Here is a 24,276-nt window from a genome sequence, read left to right as displayed (position 1 = left end):
GTATCAGGAACACTACATGATCGCTTGCCTGCGGCTGTTCACTGCCCTCTGCCTTGCTGCCTTGCTGGCGGCTTGCGCCAGCTCGCCCTCCTCCAGCCTTGGCGAACTTCCACGGACCCCGGATGCCAGTATCGAGCAACTGCTCGCGCAGGCCGCTCAAAGCAAAGACCCGGAAAAAGCCTCCCTGTTGCGCCTGAGCGCGGCAGACCTGGCCTATCGTCAGGGGAATGCCGGCCAGTCCGCGCAAATCCTGCAACAAGTCCCCGTCGAAACACTCAAGCCTGGCCAACAGGTTTTCGCCAGTACCCTGGCGGCTGAGCTGGCCATGGTTCGCAATCAGCCCAAAGCGGCGCTGACAGCCTTGAGCCATCCGAGCCTGCAACGCCTGAGTGAACTGCCGGTTGAGCAACAGGTTCGCACCGGCACTGTGCATGCCCGCGCCCTTGAAGCCGATGGCCAGACGCTGGCCGCCGCACGGGAGCGTATCTTCGTCGCGCCAATGCTTGAAGGTGAAGCCGCGAGCAAAAACCACGAAGCGATCTGGACCCTGATCGCCTCGCTGCCGACCGACCAATTGCAGCCAAACACCACCGATGACCTCGGCGGCTGGATGGGCCTGGCACAGGCGGTGAAAACTGCCGGCACCCTGGAACAGCAGCAAGCCGCGATCGACAACTGGCGCGCACAGAATCCAAAGCACCCGGCAGCCATTCAATTGCCGCTGCCACTGACCAAACTCAAGGAACTGGCCAGCCAGCCCCTGAGCAAAATCGCCCTGCTGCTGCCACAAGACGGCCCGCTGGCGTCGGTCGGAAAAGCACTGCGCGAAGGTTTCATGGCTGCTCACTACCAGGCCCAACAAGCCGGGCAGAAGCCGCCAGCCATCGAGTTCTATGACAGCTCGAAACTGACCTCGATGGACGAGTTCTACCGCAAGGCGCAGGCCGATGGCGTGCAACTGGTGGTTGGTCCGCTGGAAAAACCGCTGGTCAAACAGCTCAGTGCTCGCCCGCAACTGCCGATCACCACCCTGGCGCTGAATTACAGCGAAGGCGAACAAGGTCCGGCCCAACTGTTCCAGTTCGGCCTTGCCGCTGAAGACGAAGCCCGCGAAGTGTCCCGCCGTGCTCGCGCCGATGGCCTGCATCGCGCAGCCATCATGGTGCCGAAAGGCGAATGGGGCGATCGCGTCTTGAGAGCATTCAGCCAGGATTGGCAGGCTAACGGTGGCAGCATCGTCGCCACCGAACGCGTCGACCAACCGGTTCAACTGGCCCAGCAGATTGCCGACATGTTCCAGTTGCGTCAGAGTGAAGGTCGCGCCAAGAGCCTGCAAAGCACCGTTGGCGGACAGGTAGCCGCCCAGCCTTCGCGTCGTCAGGACATCGAGTTCATCTTCCTGGCTGCAACGCCTCAGCAAGCCCAGCAGATCAAGCCGACCCTGAACTTCCAGTACGCCGGCGACGTGCCTGTTTATGCCACCTCCCACGTGTTCAGCGCCAGCGGCGATGTGAACCAGTACAACGACATGAACGGCATTCGCTTCTGCGAAACCCCATGGTTGCTGGAGGCCAACGATCCACTGCGCAAACAGGTTACCGCTCAATGGCCACAAGCTGCTGGCAGCCTGGGCCGTCTGTACGCGATGGGTGTTGATGCCTATCGCCTGGCACCACGCCTGGGGCAACTCAAGGCTCTGCCGGACAGCCGCATCGAAGGTCAATCGGGCAGCCTGGGCATGACTCAGAACCAACGTGTGGTCCGCCAGTTGCCGTGGGCACAGTTCGTCAGCGGTCAGGTTCAACGCCTGCCGGACACCCCGCGCTGATGCCCGACGGATCACGCCAGCAAAGCGGTAAAGATGCCGAGCGCCATGCGCTCGAGCATCTTCAACAACAGGGTCTGCGCCTGCTGGCGCAGAACTGGTTGTGTAAACGCGGCGAGCTTGATCTGGTCATGCTTGATGGCGATACAGTAGTATTCGTTGAAGTCCGCTACAGAAAAAACACTCAATGGGGTGGCGCGCTCGGTAGCATCGATGAGCGCAAACGGCAGAAACTGATAGTTGCCGCGCAGTATTTTCTTCAGCGCGAGTCGCGTTGGGCCAATTCCCCTTGCCGTTTCGACGTGGTTGCCATCGACAGCAACCTCGATCAGTTGAACTGGTTGCAGAATGCCTTCGACAGCTGATTGCGTGCGCCCCGAACCGGACACTTTCACCCAACACTTTTGCTCTTTGCTTTGCGGGCTGCACATTCATGTGCCGAGTAGCCGCGCTAATTAAGGTCACACAGATGGACATGCAATCCCGAATTCGCCAGCTTTTTCAGGCCAGTATCGATACCAAGCAAATGGCGATGGACGTACTTGCACCGCACATCGAGCAAGCCAGCCAGGTGATGGTCAACGCCCTGCTCAACGAAGGTAAAATGTTGTCCTGCGGCAACGGCGGCTCTGCCGGTGATGCCCAGCACTTCTCGTCCGAGCTGCTCAACCGCTTCGAGCGCGAGCGTCCTAGTCTGCCAGCGATTGCGCTGACCACCGACAGCTCGACGATCACCTCGATCGCCAACGACTACAGCTACAACGAAATCTTCTCCAAACAGATTCGCGCCCTCGGCCAGCCGGGTGACGTATTGCTGGCGATTTCCACCAGCGGCAACTCGGCGAACATTATTCAAGCGATCCAGGCCGCACATGATCGCGAAATGATTGTCGTAGCATTGACCGGTCGCGATGGCGGCGGCATGGCGTCGTTGCTATTGCCCGAGGACGTCGAGATTCGCGTACCGGCCAACGTCACCGCACGTATTCAGGAAGTCCACCTGCTGACGATCCATTGCCTTTGCGATTTGATCGACAGCCAACTGTTCGGGAGTGAAGAATGACCCCTAATCGCCTAGGCCTTCTGGCCTTGACCCTGTGCCTCGGCATCAGCGGCTGCACCTCGGTGGTTAACGCCAGCCGTGAAGCACCGATTGAAGATGACCGCGGCACCCGCACCTTCGGCAGTAAGATCGACGACTCTCTGATCGACACCAAGGTCGGCGTGAACATTGCCAAGGCCGATCCAGCCCTGGATAACGACTCGCACATCGTCGTCACCAGCTTCAATGGCGTCGTGCTGCTTGCCGGGCAAACCCCGCGCGCAGACCTCAAGGCCAAGGCCGAACAGGCTGCTGCGGCTGTTCAGCGCGTGAAGACAGTCCACAATGAACTGCAAGTCCTGCCACCTTCCGGCTTCCTTGCCCGCCAGAACGACACCTGGCTGACCTCCAAGATCAAGACCCAGATGCTCACCGACCCGAACATTCCGGGCTCGCGCATCAAGGTTGTCACCGAGAACGGTATCGTCTACCTCCTGGGCCTGCTGACCAAGCAGGAAGCTGCCCAAGCCACCAATTTGGTGCAGGGCGTTTCCGGGGTGCAGAAAATCGTGAAGCTGTTTGAGTACATCGACTGATACTTGCTTACTGGTGGCATCCTTGGATCGCCATCGACCTGTAGGAGCTGCCGAGTGAAACGAGGCTGCGATCTTTTGATCTTTAAAAGCACCATCAAAAGATCGCAGCCTTCGGCAGCTCCTACGCAATAAAAAAGGCGATCCATCCGGATCGCCTTTTTTATTACTTCACCACTTTCAAACTGGGTCGACCGCTGGGACGCGGCGGCTCACTGTCGGGTGGCGGAATATCGTCATCCGGCTCGATCTCTTCCTCGTCTTCCATAGGCGATTCCAGATCGAACACCATGCCCTGACCGTTCTCCCGGGCGTAAATGCCCAGGATCGATGCGATAGGCACGTACAGGGTGTGCGGCACGCCACCGAAGCGCCCTTCGAAGCTGACCGCTTCGTTGTCCATGTGCAGATGACGCACAGCTGCCGGCGATACGTTCAGGACAATCTGTCCGTCACTGGCAAAACCCTGAGGCACCTGCACCGACGGATACTCGGAGTTGACCAGCATGTGCGGGGTGCAATCGTTGTCCACAATCCACTCGTAGAGCGCGCGGACCAGATAAGGTCGACTGGAGTTCATAGCGGCTCCTTAAGCCTTAGCGCATATCGCGTTCGACACCAGACAGACTCGCCTGGAAAGCCTCACGCGCAAACGAGCGCTCCATGTAATCAAGCAGCGGCTTGGCAGGCCGCGGCAGTTCAATACCCAAAATCGGCAATCGCCAGAGTATTGGCAATAGGCAGCAATCCACCAGACTTTGTTCCTCACTGAGGAAAAACGGCTTGTCGGCGAACAACGGCGACACGCCAGTCAGGCTTTCGCGCAGCTCCTTACGAGCCACGACACGGGCTGCTTCCTTGGACCGGGAATCCAGAATCAGATCCACCAGGCCACACCAGTCACGCTGAATACGATGAATCAGCAGACGGCTGTTGGCACGCGCCACTGGATAAACCGGCAGTAGAGGCGGGTGCGGATAACGCTCATCCAGATATTCCATCACCACGGTCGACTCCCACAACGCGAGGTCACGATCGACCAGGGTGGGCAGACTTCCGTAAGGGTTCACCTCAATCAGTTTAGGCGGCTGGCGACCAGCTTCCACGTAAATGATCTCGGCGCTGACACCCTTCTCTGCAAGTACGATACGCACTCGGTGGGAATAGTGGTCGGCGGGGTCGGAGTAACAGGCCAACCGATTGGTCACGCCCATGGCGGTCCTCCTCGCTTGTTGAAATTATCGGAAACGGAAAAACGCACGCGCCCAGAGGGCGCCTCCCGTAACGCCTGGATCACCAGGCTCGTTACACCTTCAGAGACGCCCTTGGGCGCGCGCGATTGACAGCAATTTTACAGCATTATCAATGGACGTCTTTCCAGTATTCACGTTTGAGCAAGTATGCGAATACGAAGAAGAACGCCAGGTACAGCAACACATAGGTACCGATGCGCTGATGCTGCAGCTTCACCGGGTTGGCCGAGTAGGCCAGGAAGGTCACCAGATTCTTGACCTTCTCGTCGAACTGCTCTTCGTTCAGCGTGCCGGTTTTCGGCAGTATGGTCAGCTGGTCGCAGGCTTCATGCGTCAAAGCCGTGCCGGTCAGCGGATCGTATTGCTTCTTGCCGTCTTCGACGATTTGAACTTGTTTACAGCCTACCACCTGACGACCCTGCAGGCCGACCAGAACGTTAGGCATCCCGACGTTCGGGAATACCTTGTTGTTCACGCCCCAAGGACGCGACGGGTCTTCGTAGAAAGATTTCAGGTAACCGTAGAGCCAGTCAGTGCCACGAACGCGGGCGACCAGGGTCAGGTCGGGCGGCGCCGCACCGAACCAGGTCTTGGCGTCAGCCGGCTGCATGCCGATGCTCATGTGGTCGCCGATCTTGGCGCCGGTGAACATCAGCTTCGAGAGCATCAGGTCGTGCGGAATGCCCAAGTCATCGGCAACACGCTCGTAACGCTGGAACTTGGCGCTGTGACAGCCCATGCAGTAGTTGGCGAATGTACGCGCGCCATCCTGCATGGCAGCCTTGTCGGAAACGTCGATGTTGACCTTTTCGAGCTCAGGACCACCATGTTCGGCCGCGAAGGACAGCACAGGCAAAGCAGCAAGAATCAGTACAGCAAATAGCTTTTTCATCAGCCAGTCACCCTTTCCGGAACCGGTTTGGTCTTCTCGAGCCTGGTGTAGAACGGCATCAGAATGAAGTAGGCGAAGTACAGGAAGGTACATATCTGCGACAGCAACGTCCGCTCAGGGGTTGGGGCCAGTACGCCCAGCACGCCCAGGATCACGAATGAGATGCAGAACACCCAGAGCCAGATCTTGCTCAGCCATCCTTTGTAGCGCATCGACTTGACCGGACTACGATCGAGCCATGGCAGGACGAACAGCACAGCGATGGCCGCACCCATGGCGATAACGCCCAGGAGTTTGTCTGGAATCGCCCGCAGAATTGCGTAGAACGGCGTGAAGTACCAGACCGGAGCAATGTGTTCTGGCGTCTTGAAGGCGTTCGCCACTTCAAAGTTCGGCTTCTCGAGGAAATAACCACCCATTTCCGGGAAGAAGAACACGATCGAACAGAAGATGAACAGGAACACCACCACGCCGACGATATCTTTCACGGTGTAGTACGGGTGGAAGGCAATGCCGTCCAGCGGTACGCCGTTTTCGTCTTTGAATTTCTTGATGTCCACGCCGTCCGGGTTGTTCGAACCGACTTCGTGCAGCGCCAGAACGTGCAGCACCACCAGACCGAGGATCACGATCGGCAAGGCAACAACGTGCAGGGCGAAGAAGCGGTTCAGGGTGATACCGGAAATCAGGTAGTCACCACGGATCCACTGAGTCAGGTCGTTGCCGATGACCGGGATCGCACCGAACAGCGAGATGATCACCTGGGCACCCCAGTAGGACATCTGACCCCACGGCAGCAGGTAACCCATGAAGGCTTCAGCCATCAGCGCCAGATAGATCAGCATGCCGAAGACCCACACCAGCTCACGCGGCTTCTGGTACGAACCGTAGAGCAAGCCACGGAACATGTGCAGATAGACCACGATGAAGAACGCCGAGGCGCCGGTGGAGTGCAGCAGACGCAGGATCGAGCCGTACTCGACGTCGCGCATGATGTATTCGACGGAAGCAAACGCCTCTTCCGCCGACGGGGTGTAGCTCATGGTCAGCCAGACACCGGTAACGATCTGGTTGACCAGAACGAGCAGTGCGAGGGAACCAAAGAAATAGAAGAAGTTGAAGTTCTTCGGGGCGTAGTACTTGCTGAGATGGTCTTCCCACATTTTGGTCGCGGGAAAGCGCGCATCAACCCAATCCATGAACTTGCTCATCACGCTTTCTCCGTATCGACGCCAACGACAATGATGTCATCGGTCTCATAGGAATGCGGGGGAACTGGCAGGTTCAAAGGCGCAGGTTGCGACTTGTAGACGCGGCCAGCCAGATCGTAGTGGGAACCGTGGCAAGGGCAGAAATAACCACCTACCCAGTCCTTGCCCAGATCAGCAGGTGCCACTTCGGGGCGGAAGGTCGGCGAGCAACCCAGGTGCGTGCAGATACCGATCAGCAGCAGGACCTCTGGCTTGATCGAACGCGTTTCTGGATCGACGTAGGTCGGTTGTGTCGAGTTCTTGGAGGTCGGGTCAGACAACTGGCCCTCGATCTTTTTCAGATTCCCCAGGATTTCCGCGGTTCGGCGAACAATGAATACTGGCTGGCCGCGCCACTCAGCAATCATCTGCTGGCCTGGCTCGATTTTGCTGACATTCACCTTCACCGGTGCACCTGCGGCTTTCGCCTTGGCACTGGGAAACCATGACCCCACGAACGGGACCGCAGCCCCCACCGCTCCTGCAGCACCCACCACGGATGTGGCTGCTACCAAGAAGCGACGCCGGCCTGCATTCACGCCGTCATTGCTCATTCAGTCCTCTCCCATCAGCTTTGTGGCCTGTTAAATCAGGCGTCTACTAAGTAAAAATCTGAACTTATAAAAATTTTGCCGAATGGTAATGAAAAGCCCCAATTCTGACAAGGTAATTACCGAGGGGCTCCACTGCCAAGCCTTGCAGTATAGGGCTTCTACGGCTGTGGCAAGTTGTCACAGCGCAATTCTTTGATAAATCGCGCCCATAAAAAAACGCCCAGCTTCGCGAGGAAACTGGGCGTTCTTTTTGAACGTAAAAGCGAATTAACGCTTCGAGTACTGCGGACGCTTACGCGCTTTACGCAGACCAACTTTCTTACGTTCAACTTCACGTGCATCGCGAGTAACGAAGCCAGCTTTGCGCAGAGCGCCACGCAGGGTTTCGTCATACTGCATCAGTGCGCGAGTGATACCGTGGCGGATTGCGCCAGCTTGACCACTTACACCACCACCGATCACGGTGACGTAGATGTCGAATTTCTCGACAGTCTCAGTCAGTTCCAGCGGCTGACGAACTACCATGCGGGCAGTTTCGCGGCCGAAGAAATTTTCCAGGGTGCGGTTGTTGATGGAGATGTTACCAGTACCCGGACGCAGGAAAACGCGTGCGGTTGCGGTCTTGCGACGGCCAGTGCCGTAATTTTGAGTCGCCGACATAATGAACTATTCCGTTAAAACTTCAGTTCTTGGGGCTGCTGAGCAGTATGAGGGTGTACAGCGCCCGCATAGACTTTCAGCTTACGATACATGTCGCGACCCAGTGGGTTCTTAGGCAGCATGCCTTTGACCGCGGTCTCGATCACGCGCTCAGGGGCTTTAGCGATCAACTTTTCGAAGTTGATCGACTTGATGCCGCCCGGGAAACCGGAGTGGGAGTAGTAGATTTTGTCGGTGGTTTTAGCACCGGTTACACGAATCTGCTCGGCATTGATAACGACGATGTAATCGCCGGTGTCAACGTGAGGAGTGTACTCAGCTTTATGCTTGCCACGCAGACGGCTCGCGATTTCGGTGGCCAGACGACCCAGGGTCTGACCTGCAGCGTCGACGACAAACCAGTCGCGCTGTACTGTTTCCGGTTTAGCAGTAAAAGTTTTCATTCTTTATAGCCTCAGGGGCCGCCCTGTAAATTAGACGGCGGATCTTACTGAATAGTGCGTACTTTGACAAGTCAAAGGCAGCCGGATACAGACGCTTTCGGGGGCTCGGGTCGGCGCGTCCGTTCAACGGCAAGATTCTTCGGCGGCGGCGCATCACTTCCACTGCAGAAAGAGGTGCGCAATTATGCAGATTGCGAAAAATAATTCAACCTGCTTTTATGATTGTTTTGCCCAAGGAGCACCCGATGGACTATCGCCAGTTAGGCCGAACCAATCTGAACGTGAGTGCAATCTGCCTCGGCACCATGACCTGGGGCGAGCAAAACAGCGAGGCTGAAGCCTTCGCCCAAATTGAACGGGCCAAGAGCGCCGGGATCAATTTCATCGATACTGCCGAGATGTACCCGGTGCCGCCCAAGGCCGAAACCTACGCCACCACCGAGCGCTACATCGGCAATTACTTCAAAAGCCGCGGTGATCGCACCGACTGGATCCTGGCCAGCAAGATCGCCGGCCCCGGCAACACCATCGACTACATCCGCGATAAAAACCTGCGGCACAACCGCCAACACATCACCGAAGCCGTGGACGCCAGCCTCAAGCGCTTGCAGACCGACTACATCGACCTCTACCAGCTGCATTGGCCGGAGCGCAGCACCAACTTCTTCGGCCAGCTCGGTTACAAACACCAGACCGAAGCCAACCTCACGCCACTGGAGGACACCCTCGAAGCCCTGGACGAGCAGGTAAAGGCCGGCAAGATTCGCCACATCGGCCTGTCCAATGAAACGCCATGGGGCACCATGCGCTTCCTCGCCCTGGCCGAAGCCCGTGGCTGGCCTCGCGCCGTGTCGATCCAGAACCCGTACAACCTGCTCAATCGCAGCTTCGAAGTCGGTCTGGCGGAAATCGCTATCCGCGAACAGTGCGGGTTGCTCGCCTATTCGCCGCTGGCGTTCGGTTTCCTGTCGGGCAAGTACGAAGGTGGCGCGCGTCCGCCTAAAGGTCGCCTGAGCCTCTACAGCCGCTTCAGCCGCTATTTCAACCCGCAGTCGGAAGCAGCGTGCAGTCGTTATGTGGCTCTGGCGCGTGAACACGGCCTGGATCCGGCGCAAATGGCGTTGGCATTTGTCACTCAGCAGCCATTTGTGACCAGCAACATCATTGGCGCGACCACTATGGAGCAGCTTGAAAGCAATTTAGCGAGCTTCGAATTGAAGTTGTCGGATGAAGTGCTGGAAGGGATTGAGGCGATCCACAAGGATCATCCGAACCCGGCACCTTGATCAATCTTTAGATCTATTCGCGAGCAGGCTCGCTCCCACAGGAGATCACTGTTACCTGTGGGAGCGAGCCTGCTCGCGAAGGCGGTCTAACAATCACACGGCATTACAGCGACCGCGCAATGATCTCCTTCATGATTTCATTGGTCCCCGCATAAATCCGCTGCACCCGCGCATCCGCCCACGCCCGGGCGATCGGGTATTCCCACATGAAACCGTAACCGCCATGCAACTGCACGCACTCGTCGAGCACCTTGCATTGCAGGTCAGTGCCCCAGTACTTGGCCATCGCCGCGGTCGGCACGTCGAGCTTGCCTTGCAGGTGCAGTTCCAGACAGCGATCGACGAAGACCCGACCGATCTGAATCTCGGTCGCCATCTCCGCCAGTTTGAAGCGGGTGTTCTGGAAGTCGGCGATCGCCTTGCCGAATGCCTTGCGCTCGCGGGTGTACTCCAGCGTCCATTGCAACGCAGCTTCAGCCGAAGCAAGCCCGCCGATGGCAACGGTAAGACGCTCTTGAGGCAATTCCTGCATCAGGTACGCGAAGCCCATCCCGGCCTGCCCCAACAGGTTTTCCTTGGGCACCCGAACGTCCTGAAAGAACAGTTCCGAGGTGTCCTGAGCCTTCATGCCGACTTTTTCCAGGCGCTTGCCCTTGGCGAAGCCTGGGGTGCTGGCTTCCACCAGAAACAGGCTGGTGCCTTTCGCGCCAGCCTTCGGATCGGTCTTGGCCACGACAATCACCAGGTCAGCGAGAAAGCCGTTGGTAATGAACGTCTTCGAACCGTTGATCACATACTCGTCGCCATCGAGCACCGCGGTGGTTTTCACCCCTTGCAGGTCGGAACCGGCACCCGGCTCGGTCATGGCAATCGCCGTGACCATCTCGCCAGACACCAGTTTCGGCAGGTATTTGTGTTTCAGCGCTTCACTACCGTAATGCAGGATGTAAGGCGCGACGATGTCCGAATGCAGGGAAAAACCGATACCGGTCAGACCGAGACGACCGATCTCTTCGATCACCACCGCGCTGTAGAGAAAGTCCGCCCCCAGGCCGCCGTACTCTTCCGGCAGATGCGAACACAGCATCCCCGCCTCCCCTGCCTTGTTCCAGAGTTTGCGGTCGATATAGCCTTGTTTTTCCCATTGCCCATGGAGCGGCACGGCCTCTTTTTCGAGGAACGTTCGCACGCTGTCGCGAAAAAGTTCGTGCTCGGAACTGAACAAGGTTCTGGGGATCATGCGGCACCTGTCGTTATTGTTAGCCGGAATTGACCCTCAGAGACTATGCCTCGCATCCGACACAGGACACTGGACACATCAGACAAAAAATAAGACGATCCAGCCGTCTGGTGACCACTTTCCCCTATAAGAATAAAGTTGAATTATGTCTAACCAAGTCTCCACGCCCTTGCGGCGCGTCAGCATCCTGGCCATCGACCGGGTTTTCGCTTCTACCCTCATGCAAGCCAAAGATTTCTTCCACCTGGCCAGCCTGCGTTACGGCAAACAACTGGGCCAAGGCCTGACGCCAGCGTTCGAAACCCGCCTGGTCAGCCCCGACGGCAAACCGGTGAACAGCTTCAGCGATGTGATCATGCCGGTGGATGGCGGCCTGGAAAACGCCGACATCATTGTCCTTCCAGCCTTCTGGGACGATTTCGACACCCTTTGCCAACGTTACCCACAGGTCCTGCCCTGGCTGCGTCAGCAACATGCTCGCGGCGCAGTGCTCTGCGGCGAAGCCACCGGGGTGTTCTGGCTGGCCGAGGCCGGGCTGCTCGACGGCAAGGAAGCGACCACTTACTGGCGCTTCTTCAATGCGTTTGCCGAACGCTTCCCACGGGTTCAGCTCAATCAGGACAAGCACCTGACCGACGCCGACAACCTGTACTGCGCTGGCGGCACCACCTCGGCCTGCGACCTTTACATTTACCTGATCGAACGCTTCTGCGGCGCCAACGTGTCCCAGGCCGTGGCGCGGGACATTCTTTATGAAGTGCAGCGCAGCTACTCGCCAGGACGAATCGGTTTCGGCGGTCAGAAGCTGCACCAGGATGTGATCATCCTGCAGATCCAGCACTGGCTCGAAGAACACTTCGCCGACAAATTCCGCTTCGAAGACGTGGCTCGTGAACACGGCATGAGCATCCGCAATTTCATGCGGCGTTTCCAGACCGCCACCGGCGACAAACCGCTGCATTACCTGCAACGACTGCGCATCGAAACCGCCAAGGGCCTGCTATCCGGCAGCCGCAAGAGCATCAAGACCATCAGCTACGAAGTCGGTTACGACGATGCGAGTTTCTTCGCTCGGTTGTTCCGCCAGCACACCGAGTTGTCGCCGAACCAGTATCGGCAGCAGTTCCAGCAGGCAGCTTAAGGGCTAGACACGAATCCAATGTGGGAGCGAGCCTGCTCGCGAACGGGGACTGACATTCAACATTGAAGTTGACTGAACTACCGCTTTCGCGAGCAGGCTCGCTCCCACAGGAGTTGTGGTGAGCCTAACAGCGCGCACAAAAAAGGCCTGCAATGCAGGCCTTTTTTTATTTTCCGAAATGTCCTACGGCTTATGCGCCCGGGACAGGAATTCGTGAGACTGCATTTCCAGCAGACGACTCAGGGTGCGCTGGAACTCGAAGTTCAGGCGACCGCCGGTGTAGAGGTCTTTGAGCTCGACTTCAGCGGAAATGATCAGCTTCACGTTGCGGTCGTAGAACTCGTCGACCATGTTGATAAAGCGTCGAGCGATGTCGTCGGTGGTGACGCTCATTTGCTCGACACCGCTGAGCAACACGGCGTGGAAGATTTTGCCCAGTTCGATGTAGTCGTTCTGGCTGCGCGGGCCGTCGCAGAGTTCGCGGAAGTCGAACCAGGCCACGTCATCACAGGTGCGCAAGGCACGGATTTCGCGGTTCTCGATCATCAGCACATCGTTCTCGATGGCTGCCGTGCATTCCGGCGTCAGCGCGCGGAAGCTCTTGCGCAGGCTTTCGTGGGACTCTGCGTCAAGCGGGAAGTGGAACAGTTCAGCTTGTTCGAGGTGACGCAGACGATAATCGACGCCGCTGTCGACGTTGACGATCTCGGTGTTCTGCTTGATCAGCGCAATCGCTGGCAGGAAGCGCGCACGTTGCAGGCCGTCCTTGTACAGACCGTCCGGCACGATGTTCGAGGTCGCGACAAGAGTCACGCCGTTCTTGAACAGCTCTTCCATCAGCGTGCCGAGGATCATCGCGTCGGTGATGTCGGACACGAAGAACTCATCGAAACAAATCACCCGGGCTTCGTCGGAGAAGCGCTTGGCGATGATGGTCAGCGGGTTTTTCTCGCCGCCGAGGGTCTTCATCTCTTCGTGCACGCGCTTCATGAAACGGTGGAAGTGAGTGCGGACCTTTTCCTTGAATGGCAGCGCTTCGAAGAAGGTGTCGACCAAATAGGTCTTGCCGCGACCGACGCCACCCCAGAAATACAGACCCTTGACCGGTGCCGCGTCTTTCTTGCCAAACAGTTTGCCGAACAGACCCGGTTTGCTGTGCGAGGCCGCGACCAGATCGTCGTACAGGCGCTGCAAGTGGCGCACTGCAGTTTCCTGCGCGGCGTCATGGAAGAATTCCGGGCGTTTCAGATCAGCTTGATATCGTTCTAGGGGCGTCATAATTCGTTAGCAAGGCAACAAAAACGGGCCGTCACTGTAGCGACGGCCCGTCGGAATGGCAATCGGCCCTTGGTCGGGCCGAGCCGCTGATTTATTCCTGAACCGGCGTCAGAGCAACCCGCAAGGTGTCGATGGCGACGTCGCGAGCGGCGTTGTCAGCAAAAGTCGGGCTGTCGGCCACGCACTCGCCTTCCAGCCAGACACTGAAACTCCGGTCTTCACTACGCACATCCAACGGCTGCCCCGATTGCAACTGTTTGGTCACTTGACCTGCGGTTTTGCCGTCGGCGAAGTTGCGCGACAACAGTAGCTGCTCGCCATCGGCCGCCAGCAGACGGAAACGGAAGCTGCTGTCTTCTTCGCGGAAACTGACAAAACGCGCGGCTTTCGCGGCTTTCTTCTTGGTGGTGGTCGCGACCTGGGTCTGAGCGACGAAAGAACGCAGGCCAACCGCTTCACGCAGTTCATGAAGGAACGGTGTCGCCACCGAACGGGCCTTTTTGGCGCCGAGCTGCAGCATGTCTTCCAGGTCCGCCGGGCGTTCGATCAGCTGGTGATAGCGCTCGCGGGACTCTCCCAACTCGTTGTCCAGCAGCTGGAACAGACGATTCTTCGCCTCGCCCCAACCCAGGCCCTGCAACAGTTCGCTGCGGAACTCGTCGGACTGCGCCGGGGTGGCGAAGGCCTGGAACAAAGTGAACAGGTGCGAATTGTCCGGATCCTTGGCTTCACCCGGGGCGCGGGAGTCGGTGACGATCCGCGAAATCGCGTCCTTCATTTCCTTGGCGCTGCTGAACAACGGAATGGTGTTGTCGTAGCTCTTCGACATCTTGCGACCGTCGAGGCCTGGCAGCGTGGCGACGCTTTCTTCGATCAGCGCCTCGGGCATGGTGAAGAATTCTTTGCCCTGACCGAACAGATGGTTGAAGCGCTGGCCGATGTCACGGGCCATTTCCACGTGCTGGATCTGGTCACGACCGACCGGCACCTTGTGGGCGTTGAACATCAGAATGTCTGCGGCCATCAGCACCGGGTAGCTGTACAAGCCCATGGTGATGCCGGCGTCCGGGTCTTCGCCGGTTTCGACATTCTTGTCCACCGAGGCCTTGTAGGCGTGGGCGCGGTTGAGCAGGCCCTTGGCAGCAACGCAGGTCAGCAGCCAGGTCAGCTCTGGGATTTCCGGGATGTCGGACTGGCGATAGAACGTTACGCGGTCCACATCCAGGCCACCGGCCAGCCAGGTCGCGGCGATTTCCAGACGCGAGCGCTGGATGCGCAGCGGGTCATCGCATTTGATCAGGGCGTGGTAGTCAGCCAGGAAGTAGAACGAATCGGCATTGCTGTCACGGCTGGCGATGATCGCCGGGCGGATGGCGCCGGCGTAGTTGCCCAGGTGCGGCGTGCCGGTGGTGGTGATGCCGGTGAGAATACGGGTACGAGTCGTCATGGGTAATCGCTTGTCAGACTGCAATCAATTCGAAAGACGCGGCAGGATCAGATCCTTGAGATCGGTCAGCTTGCCATGAAAAAAGTGTCCGCATTCTGCCACTTTCAGCAGCTCATGGGGACGCTGGAGTTTTTCGGACCAGTCGTAGACAAGTTGCGGATCGATGACTTCGTCGGTTTCCGGCTGGATCAGGGTCAGCTCGCCGTGTTGCGGCAGTTGGTCCTGATCACCGAGACGCATGACCGCAGGCGCGACCATGAACAAATGCTTCAGTTGTTCGCCCTTGGCTTCCAGGCGTCCGCCGAGACTGGCTGCAACAAAACCGCCAAAGGAGAAACCGAACAGGGTCAGCGGCAAATCCGGATGTTTGGCCCGCAGCCATTCGGCGACCGCTTGAGCATCGTCGACTTCGCCCGTGCCCATATCGTGGGAGCCTTCGCTGGCACCGACGCCACGGTAATTGAAACGCAAGGTAATCAAACCGGCATCGCGAGCAGTACGCTGCAACGTCGAGACGACTTTGTTGAGCATGGTGCCGCCCTGCACCGGGTTCGGATGGCAGATCAGCGCAATGCCGCGTGGCTGCTCATTGTCCAGGTAGAGGGCTTCCAGTTGGCCGACCGGGCCATCAATCACTACAGGGGTTTCGCGCATAAGCAAGGAAGGAACTCCGTGACCTCGAATCGGGTCGACTCGTCTAGCAAATTGTCTGTGCCAATCTATTGCGAGTGAATCGCGGTATACAGCGCAGGTTCGAGCCGTTAACGTAAAGCAAAGCCGTTTATAGAGGAAGGACTCGTGGAACACTCGCTCTTAGTTTGGTTGTTGCCGACTCTTGCCCTGGTTGTGGGTGTCGCCATTGGTTTCCTGATCGCTCGCCTGGTGCCGAATGCCGCGCCTAGCAGCACACAACGTCAGCTGGATGACGTTCAGGAACGTTTTGACAGTTATCAGAACGAGGTGGTCACCCACTTCAACAGCACTGCAACACTGGTCAAGAAACTGACTCAGAGCTATCAGGAAGTGCAGGATCATCTCGCCGAGGGTGCCAACCGCCTGGCCCTGGACGAGCAGACTCGTCAACGCTTGCTGGCCTCGCTGCACGCCGATGCAGCAGCCGCCCCACGGGAACGCCTGACGCCGCCGCGCAATCAGGAGCCGCCACGTGACTACGCCCCCAAAGCCCCGAACGCGCCGGGCATGCTTGATGAGCATTACGGCCTGAAGAAGTAATCAGGTTTCGCGCAACATGAAAAAGCCCTCGGACAAGTGATTGTTCGAGGGCTTTTTTGTTGCTGACCCAATATCTTCGGTGTCTGTCCTGACCTCTTCGCGAGCAAGCCCGCTCCCACGGTTGAAATGCGCCCCCCCCTGTGGGAGCGAGCCTGCTCGCGAAGGGGCCACAACTGGCGACACAAAAAAAAGCCCGCCGATCTGTTCAGAATCTGGCGGGCTTTTTTACGCCTGGGGTTCAGTCAGACGATTATGGATACTACTGAACCTCGCCTGGCTGCTGGCCACCATACTGCTGACCCGGAATCGCCTTCAGGTTGACCTCGACCCGACGGTTCTGCGCCCGACCATTGACGTCACCGTTGCTGGCAATCGGGTTATCCGGCCCAGCGCCACGGGCGCTCAAGTTGGTGCCGCTCACACCTTGTGAAGTCAGGTAAGTCGCCACGCTCTGGGCCCGACGCTGGGACAGGTCCATGTTGTGCTGGCGGCTGCCGGTGCTGTCGGTGTAGCCGACGATCTCGATCTGGTTCTGGCTGAACTCCTTGAGCGAGCCCGCCAGATTGTTCAACGGCTGATAGAAACCCGACGCGATGTTCGCCGAATCGGTGGCGAAGGTGATGTTACCCGGCATGATCAGTTTGATCTGATCACCCTGGCGCTGCACTTCCACCCCGGTGTTGGCCATGCTGGCCCGCAGTTTTTTCTCTTGCTGGTCGGCGTAATAACCGTAACCGGCAGCGGAAGCACCCACCACCGCAGCGCCAATCAGCGCGCCCTTGCCACGGTTATCGTGACTGATGGCGGCACCGGCCAAAGCACCGGCCAGAGCGCCGAGGCCACCGTATTTAGCGGTTTTACTCATGCCCGTGGAACCACCGTCGGCCTGGCCCTGATTGTCGTAAGGGTTAGGCGAGGCGCAGCCAGACAGCAAGGCCACAGCCGTAGCGACAATAATCAAACGCTGCTTGGTGAACATGAAGAGCTCCTACTTTTTTGCATTCTGTGGTGCAACGGACAAGGCATCAGCCTTTGCGGGCGTTGGATCGTTTCGGCGGACAAAAATTCCGTCTGTAACAATTAAGCCCGCACAAAAGGGTTCTCGCGCATTTCATCGCCCAGACGTGTGTCCGGACCATGCCCGGTCACCACCGTCGCCTCTTCGTCGAGGGTGTACAGCCGCTGCTTGATCGACCGCACGATGGTCGCCTGATCGCCACCCCACAAATCCGTGCGCCCTACTCCGCGACGGAACAGCGTATCGCCGGCAATCAGCAGCTTAGCCTCTGAAAACCAAAAGCTCATGGAACCCGGCGTATGACCCGGTGTGTGCAACGCCACGCCGCAGCCGCAGGCCAGCTCTTCATCATCGGCCAACCAGCGATCCGGCGGCGGCACCGGCGTGTAAGGGACGCCGAACATCTGGCACTGCATCTCCAGGTTGTCCCACAGAAATTGATCTTCTTTATGCAGGTGCAGGGTTGCACCGGTTTTTTCCTTCAACTGACCGGAAGCCAGGAAGTGATCGAGGTGCGCGTGGGTGTGAATGATGCTGACCACTTTCAGGCCCAGTGCGTCGAGCCGCGCGAGGATCAGTTCGTGATTACCGCCCGGATCGACCACGATGGCCTTCTTGGTGATCGGGTCGCCGATGATCGTGCAGTTGCACTGCAACGGGCCGACGGGGAAGGTTTCGCGGATAAGCGCGGTATTCGGGGTTTGCATGGGGGTCTGCATGGTTTTGATCCTGGTGCCTGAGCGCGGTGCTGCGGTTGTGATCCGCAAAATTGATAGGGTATCCTCGCGCCCGCCTATTTTGAAACAAGACGGCAGGAAGCCAATGCCCCCCTCTATGGAACACGTGCTCGTCGATCAAAGCGTCCTTTTCAAGGACCCAGACATTATCAACCGCATTCGCGGCAAGAACGGCCTGCCGTTTGTCGCTCATAACGCGCTGCTGGAACTGCGGTCCCTGACCAAGGGCAATGGGCAGATTCACCAGAATGCTCGCCGTTTTTTCCGCTCGTTCGTCGCCCAGCCGTCGCGCCCACACCGTGCGCTGCCGAAAGGCACAGCGCTGCATGACAACGATCTGCTCGCCGAATGTGCGTTCGATGGCCAGCCGATATTCGCGCTCAAGCGCACCACGGTGGCCGTCGGCTCAACGGTTGACGCCGTCGACTTGTGCCTTGATTACGACCTGCTGCTGCTGACGTGCGATGAAGCACAACTGCAACAGTGCGAAGCTGCCCAGGCCCGAGCCATACGCTGGACCGGTCCCTCGACGAAAGCAGCTGCAGTGCAAAAAGCAGCAGCGCAAAAAGCACCGGCTTCACCAAAATCAGCGCCTGCTGCGAAAGCAGCGTCTCTTCCGAAAGCTGCTGCGAAGGCGCCAAGCGTGCCAATCAAGCCATTCGATTTGCCCGCAAAACCGCTGAACAGCCCCGACCGCAAAATCCACAACACCGGCGCCACGGTCAAGCAAGGCTCGGTCGTCTCGACCGCTTTGGGCCGCCAGTTGACCCTCGACACCTTCATCAGCGCCGGTGGCGAAGGGACGATTTACGCCGTGGCGGGCACCCGCGAAGTATGCAAGATCTATCACCCCGACAACCTCACGACGCGCCGCCGCGAGAAGATCGAACTGATGGTCACGCGCCGCATCGACGCGCCCGGCATCTGTTGGCCAACCGAGCTGGTGTTCAACGCCAAAGAAGAATTTGTCGGCTACGTCATGCCACGGGCGCAGGGCAAAACCCTGACAACCTCAGTGTTTTTGAAACCGTTGCTGATGAAAAACTTCCCGACGTGGACGCGCCGGGATCTGGTGAACGTCGCGATCGCGTTTCTCAAACAAGTGCAGTACCTGCATTCGCTGAACATCATCATCGGTGACATCAACCCGATGAACCTGCTGGTGACGCCCGACAGCAACCAGGTGTGGATTGTCGATACCGACAGCTTCCAGATCGGGCATTTCCCCTGCGAAGTCGGTACCGTGCCGTTCACCGCGCCGGAGATTCAGGGCGAAAAATATGGCAACTATTTACGCAGCAAAAATCACGAATTATTTGCCGTCGCGACAATGCTGTTCATGATCCTGCTGCCCGGCAAACCACCGTATTCGCAGCAGGGTGGCGGCACGGCGGCGGACAACATCCGCAATATGAACTTCCCTTACCGGTTCAAAAAGGACAGCGGCAAGGGCAAGGTCAGCGTGACGCCGGTGGGCATGTGGCAGAACATCTGGAGCCATTTGCCTTACCCGCTGAAACAGGCGTTCAGCAACACGTTCGAAGACAATCAGCGCCGGCCCATCAGTGATTGGCTGGCGCTACTGGAGCAGTACGGCAAAGATCTTTGCAAGGGCGGCAAGCATTCCGACGAATTGTTTCCGCAGGCGTTTCATATTGCCGATCCGGCCGAGGCCGTCTGCGGCGGCTGCAAGAAAACCTACACCGAATCAAAAAAGTGGCTGGATAAAATGAAATCTGCCAGCCGATCAACGCGCTGTGCAGACTGCCAGAAAGCCGCAAAACTGAAAAAACTCGCCGAAGAAAGCCGAAAGGACACCGAGCAGGCAGTCCAGCGCCCAGCGCCACCGCCCGCTCCCGCGCCGCGACCGACGCCGGCGCCAGTACGCAATATTCCAGCGCCAGCACCTGCGCCCAAGCCTGTGCCCAAACCGGTGGCTGCGCCGATGCCGCCCCCGGCGCGACCCGCCCCGCCACGACCGGCGCCGCAGCCGCAGCGACAGCCGACGGCGCCTCGGGCACAACCTCACCAATCCGCGCCAATACGCGCGCCCCGCCAGGAAAGCATTGCGCTACGCTGGCTCAAACGACTCTTGAAGCGTTTCTTGTAACGCTCAACTGAAAAGGACATTGCCATGCAAGACGATTACCTCCTTCGCCAGGAAGATCTCGCCGAAAACCCTACCACCCGCGTGCCTGTGTGCCTGGTGCTGGATGTCAGCGGTTCCATGGACGGCGCGCCGATTGCCGAACTACAGGCCGGCGTGAAGATGTTTTTTGACGCTATCCGTGACGATGAAGTGGCGCAATACGCTGCGGAGATCTGCATCGTGACCTTCGGCGGGACGGCGCAAAAAGTCCTCGATTTCAGCTCGATCGGTCGCCAGGACGTTCCGCCGCTGGTCGCTTCGGGCATGACGCCGATGGGCCATGCGGTGGGCATCGCACTGGATCTGCTGGAAGCACGCAAGGCCGATTATCAACGTGCCGGCGTCGATTACTTTCAGCCGTGGATGGTGCTGATGACCGACGGCGAACCGACCGACGATATCGAAGAAGTGGCCACCCGCGTCAGCAACCTGATCAATCAACGCAAACTGACGGTGTTCCCGATTGCAATCGGTGAAGCGGCGAATGTGCAGTCACTGGCGCGGTTCTCGCCAAAACTCCCGCCGTTACGCCTGCAAGGCCTGCGCTTCAATGAGTTCTTTGACTGGTTGAGCCGCAGTGTTTCCCAAGCCTCGGCGTCGACACCAGGCGACGAGATCAAGCTGGACGTCAAGGGCATCGAAGCCTGGGCAACGATCTGACCATGCCTGAACTCCCGATGAACTTCAGCGGTAAAACGTCCTGCGCCTTCGTCGTCGGACGCTCGCACCTCAAAACTCAGACGCCTTGTCAGGATTACGTCGCGGCGCGGCAGTCGAACGACGTGACGTGCATCGCATTGGCCGACGGTGCCGGTTCCAGGGCCCGATCCGATGTCGGCGCCCAGGTCGCGGTGACTGCGACCCTGGGTTTTGTCTGCAAGAACTTCGAAACCCTCTGGCAACACATGGACAAGCACAACGCGAAAGCCGCCCAGCGCCTGACCAATCGCTGCCTCGATGCTTTTCGGCGCAAATCGACGAAGCTCGGCTGCGATATGAGCGAACTAGCCTGCACCTTGTCGTTTGTTGCCTATTCACGCGGCCGTTATCTGGCCGGGCATTTGGGTGACGGAATCATTGCCAGTGTGGATGTCGAGGGTCAATTGCAGACGCTTTCCGCGCCTGAAAATGGTGAATTCGCCAACACCACACTGTTCCTGACCGACCCGAAAGCGGTGTCAAAGTTGAGGCTTTACCGTGGGCCAATCGAAGCGCAAACCGGCTTCGCGATCATGAGCGACGGCAGCGCAGAGAGCCTTTATCACAAATCCACTGGTCTGCCCGCCTCAGCCGTGCAGAGATTGCTGGAGTGGAATGCGACGCTACCGCGCAAAAAAATGAAGGTCGTATTGGCCGACAACCTGCAACAGTCCATTGCCCTCAAAACCGGCGACGATTGCTCGATCGGTTTACTGTCGATTTTGCCGGGTGATGCCTCAACCGAAACCGCATGAGTGAAAGCCTCTGACGCGGATTTGCGGGTGTCGGGGGAATTTACTGCAACACGCCCAACTCTTTCGCCCGCGCCACCGCTTGCGTGCGCCGCTCCACGCCGAGTTTGCTGTTGATATGGCTGGCGTGGGTTTTCACCGTGTGCAGGGAAATAAACAGCTGATCGCTGATTTCCTGATTGGAACAGCCTCGGGCGATCAGGCTCAGGACCGCCAGTTCACGGGCGCTGAGGTTGTCCGCGCCTGGGGATAATTCCACGGCGGGACGCGCGACGGCGGCAGGCAAATGCTCGATGAGGGTTTGCGCAACAGCGCTCGACGCAGCGAGCTGAAGTTGTCCGCGCAGCCAGTCCGAATGTTCAGCCAACAACCTGTCAAACGGTTGCAACACTCCACCGGCCGCTGCTTCGAGTGCCTGACTCAGGGCCTTGCGGGCTTCGGGTTCGCGTCCGCACCCCAGCAATAACGTCACTTTCTGCGTCAATGCCATCACGCTGAGCAGCTGCCTGCCAGTTTGCTGCCCACGCTCTAGCAACGCATTCAATCGTCCTTCGGCCCGCATCGGCTGCCCCTGAATGACCTCCAGCAAGGCCTGCTGCAACTCGATATGCAGCGGCAGTTGCGGATGGAACTCCGGAGGGGCTGCCGCGTGTTCGCCGTTGTAGGTCTGGCCCAATCGAGCGAGCCAGGCTTCGGCCAGGTCGGTACGCCCCTGAGCCAGCCAAAGTTCGCATTTGACCAGGGTGATCATTGCCAGGTAGTAGATCGGTGGCACGTCCCAGATGTGCATCAGACGCTCGGCTTCGGCGAGTTCGGCGAAGGCTTTGGCGAATTCGCCGCTGCTGCCCTCAAGCCGCGCGATCACGCAGTGACCGATCAATACGCTGATATCACGACAGGCGCGTGCTTCATTCAAGCCGGCTTGCAAGCGTGCCCGCGCGGCTTGGGGCTGCAAGCGCAGGGCTAGCAAAAAGCCTTCGTACAAAATCAGTCGAGCGCGCACTGCATAGAGCCGTTGCGGGGATAACCGTTGCAGGCGTTGCAGCCCCTGGCGCACTTCATCCAGCGAACGCAGGATTTCCCCTCGCGCTTGCAGCACGCGAGCGCGGTCGTAGTGGGCCAGCGCTTCGAACAGCGGGTTGCCGACCCGTTGCGCCAACTCCAGAGATTCACGGTTCAACCCGCGGGCACGCCACAAATCGCCGTCGGCAATGGCCAGGTTGGACAGGGTCGAGAGGCACATCAGGCGCTGCCCGTAGCGTTTGGCGGGCAGGCTCTCCTGCGCTTCGGTGCAATAGAGCAGCGTCAGCTCGCGATTGCCGCGCCCGCGGGCGATGATCCCGCTCAGGGCCAGCCATTGCGCCAGCATGGATTTCTGCGCAGTGGCCGACGGGGCCGGCAGGAAGCGGCTCAAATGACTGGCCAGCTCCTCGGCAGCGTCCAGCTGACAGGCGAGCCCCAATGCCCAGCTGTACAGCACGATCAGCCGTGGTGTGCTGATCAGCAGGCTGTCGGGCAAGTCCATTTTCCAGCGCAGCAACATGCCGACGTTCTGTTCGGCCAGCAGTTGTTCTTCGGACAGGTTCTGCACCAGGTTCGCCGCGACGTCCAGGTGCCCGGCGCGCAATGCTTGCTCCACCGCTTCATCGAGCAGCCCCTGGGCATTGAACCAGCGACAGGCGCGCAGGTGCAGGCTGGCCGCCGGCACCATCGCCTGAGCCGTAGGCCGGGTGCGCAACAGGTCGGAAAACAAATGGTGGTAGCGATACCAGTGTCCGTTTTCATCCAGTGGCACCAGAAACACCTGGTGGGCCAGCAGAAAACGCAGGATCTCGGCACTGTCATGGGCTTCGCGAACGGCGTCGCACAGTTCGCTGCAAAAGCGTTCCTGAGGGGCTGTGTCGTAAAGGAATGACTGCACCTCGGCGGGCAGACAATCGATGACTTCTTCCAGCAGATAATCGCGGATGAGCCCTTCCCCGCCATGCAAGGCCTGCGGCAAAGCACCCTGGGAGCCCGCTTCAGACGCCGCCAGCAGCCAGAAACGCAGCCCGGCAACCCAACCTTCGCTGCGCTGGATGAGGCTCTCCAGCGCTTCGCCGCGCAATGAGCTGCTGTGCCGATCAAGCAGGGTCAAGGCTTCATCGTGAGTCAGGCGCAAGTCCTGTTCATTCAACTCGAGCAGTTGCCGCGACAGCCGCAGGCGCGCCAGATGCCAGTCCGGCCGCTGCCGACTGGTGACCATGACCAGCAAACCGTCAGGCAGGTGATTGAGGAAAAATTGCAGGCAGCGATCGAGAACCGGGCCCTGCGCCAGATGGTAGTCATCAAGCACCAACAGCAGAGGCGTACTCGCAGACAGGTGCACGGCCAACTCATCGAGCAAACCGTCCAGCCATTCTTCAAAAGCAAACGGTTGATGCCGCTGCCGCATTTTCAGCAGGCCGAGGGACTGGCTGCCCAGTTGCGGAAAAAAGTCCTGGAGGCCCTCGAGCAACCGCTCAAGAAAACGTCCGGGATCGCTGTCTCGCGGACTCAACCCCAGCCACAGACTTTGCCAGTGAGCCGGCAAGCCCTGACAGAACTCCACCGCCAACGAACTCTTGCCAAACCCCGCCGGTGCGCTGACCAGCAGCAACCTGCCACCGAGGCCCGCACTCAGGCGCTCGCACAGACGAGGCCGCAGCACATGGCCGTCGGGCAACGGAGGCCGAAAAAAACGCCCGTCCAGTGCCGCGACGGCAACGCTTGCAGGGCCCGGGTGTGGGGACAGATCAGTCATGG

General features: G+C 58.8%; 24 protein-coding genes. 10 read left to right on the top strand and 14 right to left on the bottom strand.

Annotation, left to right across the window (positions count from 1 at the left end; translation table 11 throughout):
* Positions 1 to 16 precede the first annotated feature (16 nt).
* From JFU47_RS22490 to JFU47_RS22475, 4 genes are all read left to right on the top strand, one after another.
* Positions 17 to 1,828 (top strand): penicillin-binding protein activator, encoded by a 1,812-nt coding sequence (locus tag JFU47_RS22490; RefSeq protein ID WP_201185767.1) that lies wholly within the window; start codon positions 17 to 19, stop codon positions 1,826 to 1,828.
* Positions 1,828 to 2,190: a YraN family protein gene (locus tag JFU47_RS22485; RefSeq protein WP_201185765.1), complete on the top strand. Its 363-nt coding sequence runs from the start codon at positions 1,828 to 1,830 to the stop codon at positions 2,188 to 2,190. The genes JFU47_RS22490 and JFU47_RS22485 overlap by 1 nt, the downstream gene beginning before the upstream one ends.
* A gap of 104 nt (positions 2,191 to 2,294) precedes the next feature.
* Positions 2,295 to 2,888 (top strand): phosphoheptose isomerase, encoded by a 594-nt coding sequence (locus JFU47_RS22480; protein WP_123365680.1) that lies wholly within the window; start codon positions 2,295 to 2,297, stop codon positions 2,886 to 2,888.
* Positions 2,885 to 3,463 (top strand): BON domain-containing protein, encoded by a 579-nt coding sequence (locus JFU47_RS22475; protein WP_008147477.1) that lies wholly within the window; start codon positions 2,885 to 2,887, stop codon positions 3,461 to 3,463. The genes JFU47_RS22480 and JFU47_RS22475 overlap by 4 nt, the downstream gene beginning before the upstream one ends.
* 163 nt (positions 3,464 to 3,626) lie before the next feature.
* Here the strand turns inward: JFU47_RS22475 and JFU47_RS22470 are convergent, their stop codons facing one another.
* The 7 genes from JFU47_RS22470 to rplM form a co-directional block, all read right to left on the bottom strand.
* The gene (locus JFU47_RS22470) at positions 3,627 to 4,040 is read right to left on the bottom strand and encodes a ClpXP protease specificity-enhancing factor (protein WP_008155980.1); all 414 of its coding nucleotides are present in this window, start codon (positions 4,038 to 4,040) and stop codon (positions 3,627 to 3,629) included.
* A gap of 16 nt (positions 4,041 to 4,056) precedes the next feature.
* Positions 4,057 to 4,674 carry a glutathione S-transferase N-terminal domain-containing protein gene (locus JFU47_RS22465; protein WP_008155978.1) on the bottom strand — a complete coding sequence of 206 codons (618 nt, stop codon included), beginning with the start codon at positions 4,672 to 4,674 and terminating at the stop codon, positions 4,057 to 4,059.
* 148 nt (positions 4,675 to 4,822) lie between these two features.
* A complete protein-coding gene (locus tag JFU47_RS22460) occupies positions 4,823 to 5,605 on the bottom strand; it encodes a cytochrome c1 (RefSeq protein ID WP_123365678.1) in 783 nt (260 codons plus the stop codon).
* Positions 5,605 to 6,816: a cytochrome b gene (locus JFU47_RS22455; RefSeq protein ID WP_201185763.1), complete on the bottom strand. Its 1,212-nt coding sequence runs from the start codon at positions 6,814 to 6,816 to the stop codon at positions 5,605 to 5,607. Before JFU47_RS22455 ends, JFU47_RS22460 begins: the two co-directional genes overlap by 1 nt.
* On the bottom strand, positions 6,816 to 7,409 hold the full coding sequence (petA, locus tag JFU47_RS22450) for a ubiquinol-cytochrome c reductase iron-sulfur subunit (RefSeq protein ID WP_123365677.1): 594 nt from the start codon (positions 7,407 to 7,409) through the stop codon (positions 6,816 to 6,818). The genes JFU47_RS22455 and petA overlap by 1 nt, the downstream gene beginning before the upstream one ends.
* A gap of 267 nt (positions 7,410 to 7,676) precedes the next feature.
* Positions 7,677 to 8,069 (bottom strand): 30S ribosomal protein S9, encoded by a 393-nt coding sequence (gene rpsI / locus JFU47_RS22445; RefSeq protein ID WP_003216038.1) that lies wholly within the window; start codon positions 8,067 to 8,069, stop codon positions 7,677 to 7,679.
* Positions 8,070 to 8,083: 14 nt separating this feature from the next.
* Positions 8,084 to 8,512, bottom strand: coding sequence for a 50S ribosomal protein L13 (gene rplM / locus JFU47_RS22440; protein WP_007905295.1), 429 nt, complete (start codon positions 8,510 to 8,512; stop codon positions 8,084 to 8,086).
* Positions 8,513 to 8,757: 245 nt separating this feature from the next.
* On the opposite strand from rplM, the gene JFU47_RS22435 reads away from it, so the two are divergent.
* Entirely contained in the window at positions 8,758 to 9,798 is a 1,041-nt protein-coding gene (locus JFU47_RS22435; RefSeq protein WP_056740897.1) for an NADP(H)-dependent aldo-keto reductase, read from the top strand.
* A gap of 103 nt (positions 9,799 to 9,901) precedes the next feature.
* Here the strand turns inward: JFU47_RS22435 and JFU47_RS22430 are convergent, their stop codons facing one another.
* Entirely contained in the window at positions 9,902 to 11,038 is a 1,137-nt protein-coding gene (locus JFU47_RS22430) for an acyl-CoA dehydrogenase family protein (protein WP_201185761.1), read from the bottom strand.
* A 244-nt stretch (positions 11,039 to 11,282) separates the two neighbouring features.
* On the opposite strand from JFU47_RS22430, the gene JFU47_RS22425 reads away from it, so the two are divergent.
* The gene (locus tag JFU47_RS22425) at positions 11,283 to 12,179 is read left to right on the top strand and encodes a GlxA family transcriptional regulator (protein WP_173860460.1); all 897 of its coding nucleotides are present in this window, start codon (positions 11,283 to 11,285) and stop codon (positions 12,177 to 12,179) included.
* 183 nt (positions 12,180 to 12,362) lie between these two features.
* On the opposite strand, the gene zapE is transcribed toward JFU47_RS22425, so the two are convergent.
* From zapE to JFU47_RS22410, 3 genes are all read right to left on the bottom strand, one after another.
* Positions 12,363 to 13,457 (bottom strand): cell division protein ZapE, encoded by a 1,095-nt coding sequence (zapE, locus tag JFU47_RS22420; RefSeq protein WP_123365674.1) that lies wholly within the window; start codon positions 13,455 to 13,457, stop codon positions 12,363 to 12,365.
* Positions 13,458 to 13,548: 91 nt separating this feature from the next.
* Positions 13,549 to 14,904 carry a tryptophan--tRNA ligase gene (locus tag JFU47_RS22415; protein WP_140677856.1) on the bottom strand — a complete coding sequence of 452 codons (1,356 nt, stop codon included), beginning with the start codon at positions 14,902 to 14,904 and terminating at the stop codon, positions 13,549 to 13,551.
* Between the two features lie 24 nt (positions 14,905 to 14,928).
* Positions 14,929 to 15,558, bottom strand: coding sequence for an alpha/beta hydrolase (locus tag JFU47_RS22410; RefSeq protein ID WP_201185759.1), 630 nt, complete (start codon positions 15,556 to 15,558; stop codon positions 14,929 to 14,931).
* 144 nt (positions 15,559 to 15,702) lie between these two features.
* Between JFU47_RS22410 and JFU47_RS22405 the strand changes: the two genes are divergently transcribed.
* Positions 15,703 to 16,137, top strand: coding sequence for a YhcB family protein (locus tag JFU47_RS22405; RefSeq protein WP_123365671.1), 435 nt, complete (start codon positions 15,703 to 15,705; stop codon positions 16,135 to 16,137).
* A 259-nt stretch (positions 16,138 to 16,396) separates the two neighbouring features.
* Here the strand turns inward: JFU47_RS22405 and JFU47_RS22400 are convergent, their stop codons facing one another.
* Positions 16,397 to 17,116, bottom strand: coding sequence for an OmpA family protein (locus JFU47_RS22400; protein ID WP_140677860.1), 720 nt, complete (start codon positions 17,114 to 17,116; stop codon positions 16,397 to 16,399).
* A 101-nt stretch (positions 17,117 to 17,217) separates the two neighbouring features.
* Entirely contained in the window at positions 17,218 to 17,862 is a 645-nt protein-coding gene (locus JFU47_RS22395; protein ID WP_046048274.1) for an MBL fold metallo-hydrolase, read from the bottom strand.
* Positions 17,863 to 17,977: 115 nt separating this feature from the next.
* Between JFU47_RS22395 and JFU47_RS22390 the strand changes: the two genes are divergently transcribed.
* From JFU47_RS22390 to JFU47_RS22380, 3 genes are read left to right on the top strand one after another with little or no spacing between them, the layout of a single operon-like run.
* Positions 17,978 to 20,002, top strand: coding sequence for a protein kinase domain-containing protein (locus tag JFU47_RS22390; protein WP_201185757.1), 2,025 nt, complete (start codon positions 17,978 to 17,980; stop codon positions 20,000 to 20,002).
* A 24-nt stretch (positions 20,003 to 20,026) separates the two neighbouring features.
* Entirely contained in the window at positions 20,027 to 20,701 is a 675-nt protein-coding gene (locus JFU47_RS22385; RefSeq protein WP_201185755.1) for a vWA domain-containing protein, read from the top strand.
* Between the two features lie 2 nt (positions 20,702 to 20,703).
* A complete protein-coding gene (locus tag JFU47_RS22380; RefSeq protein WP_201185753.1) occupies positions 20,704 to 21,495 on the top strand; it encodes a PP2C family serine/threonine-protein phosphatase in 792 nt (263 codons plus the stop codon).
* Between the two features lie 40 nt (positions 21,496 to 21,535).
* Here the strand turns inward: JFU47_RS22380 and JFU47_RS22375 are convergent, their stop codons facing one another.
* Positions 21,536 to 24,274, bottom strand: coding sequence for a LuxR C-terminal-related transcriptional regulator (locus JFU47_RS22375; RefSeq protein ID WP_201185751.1), 2,739 nt, complete (start codon positions 24,272 to 24,274; stop codon positions 21,536 to 21,538).
* Between the last annotated feature and the right edge of the window lie 2 nt (positions 24,275 to 24,276).

The organism is Pseudomonas sp. TH39(2020), from assembly GCF_016650715.1.
Taxonomy (GTDB): domain Bacteria; phylum Pseudomonadota; class Gammaproteobacteria; order Pseudomonadales; family Pseudomonadaceae; genus Aquipseudomonas; species Aquipseudomonas mandelii_C.
This window is presented reverse-complemented; position numbering and strand designations above follow the sequence as displayed.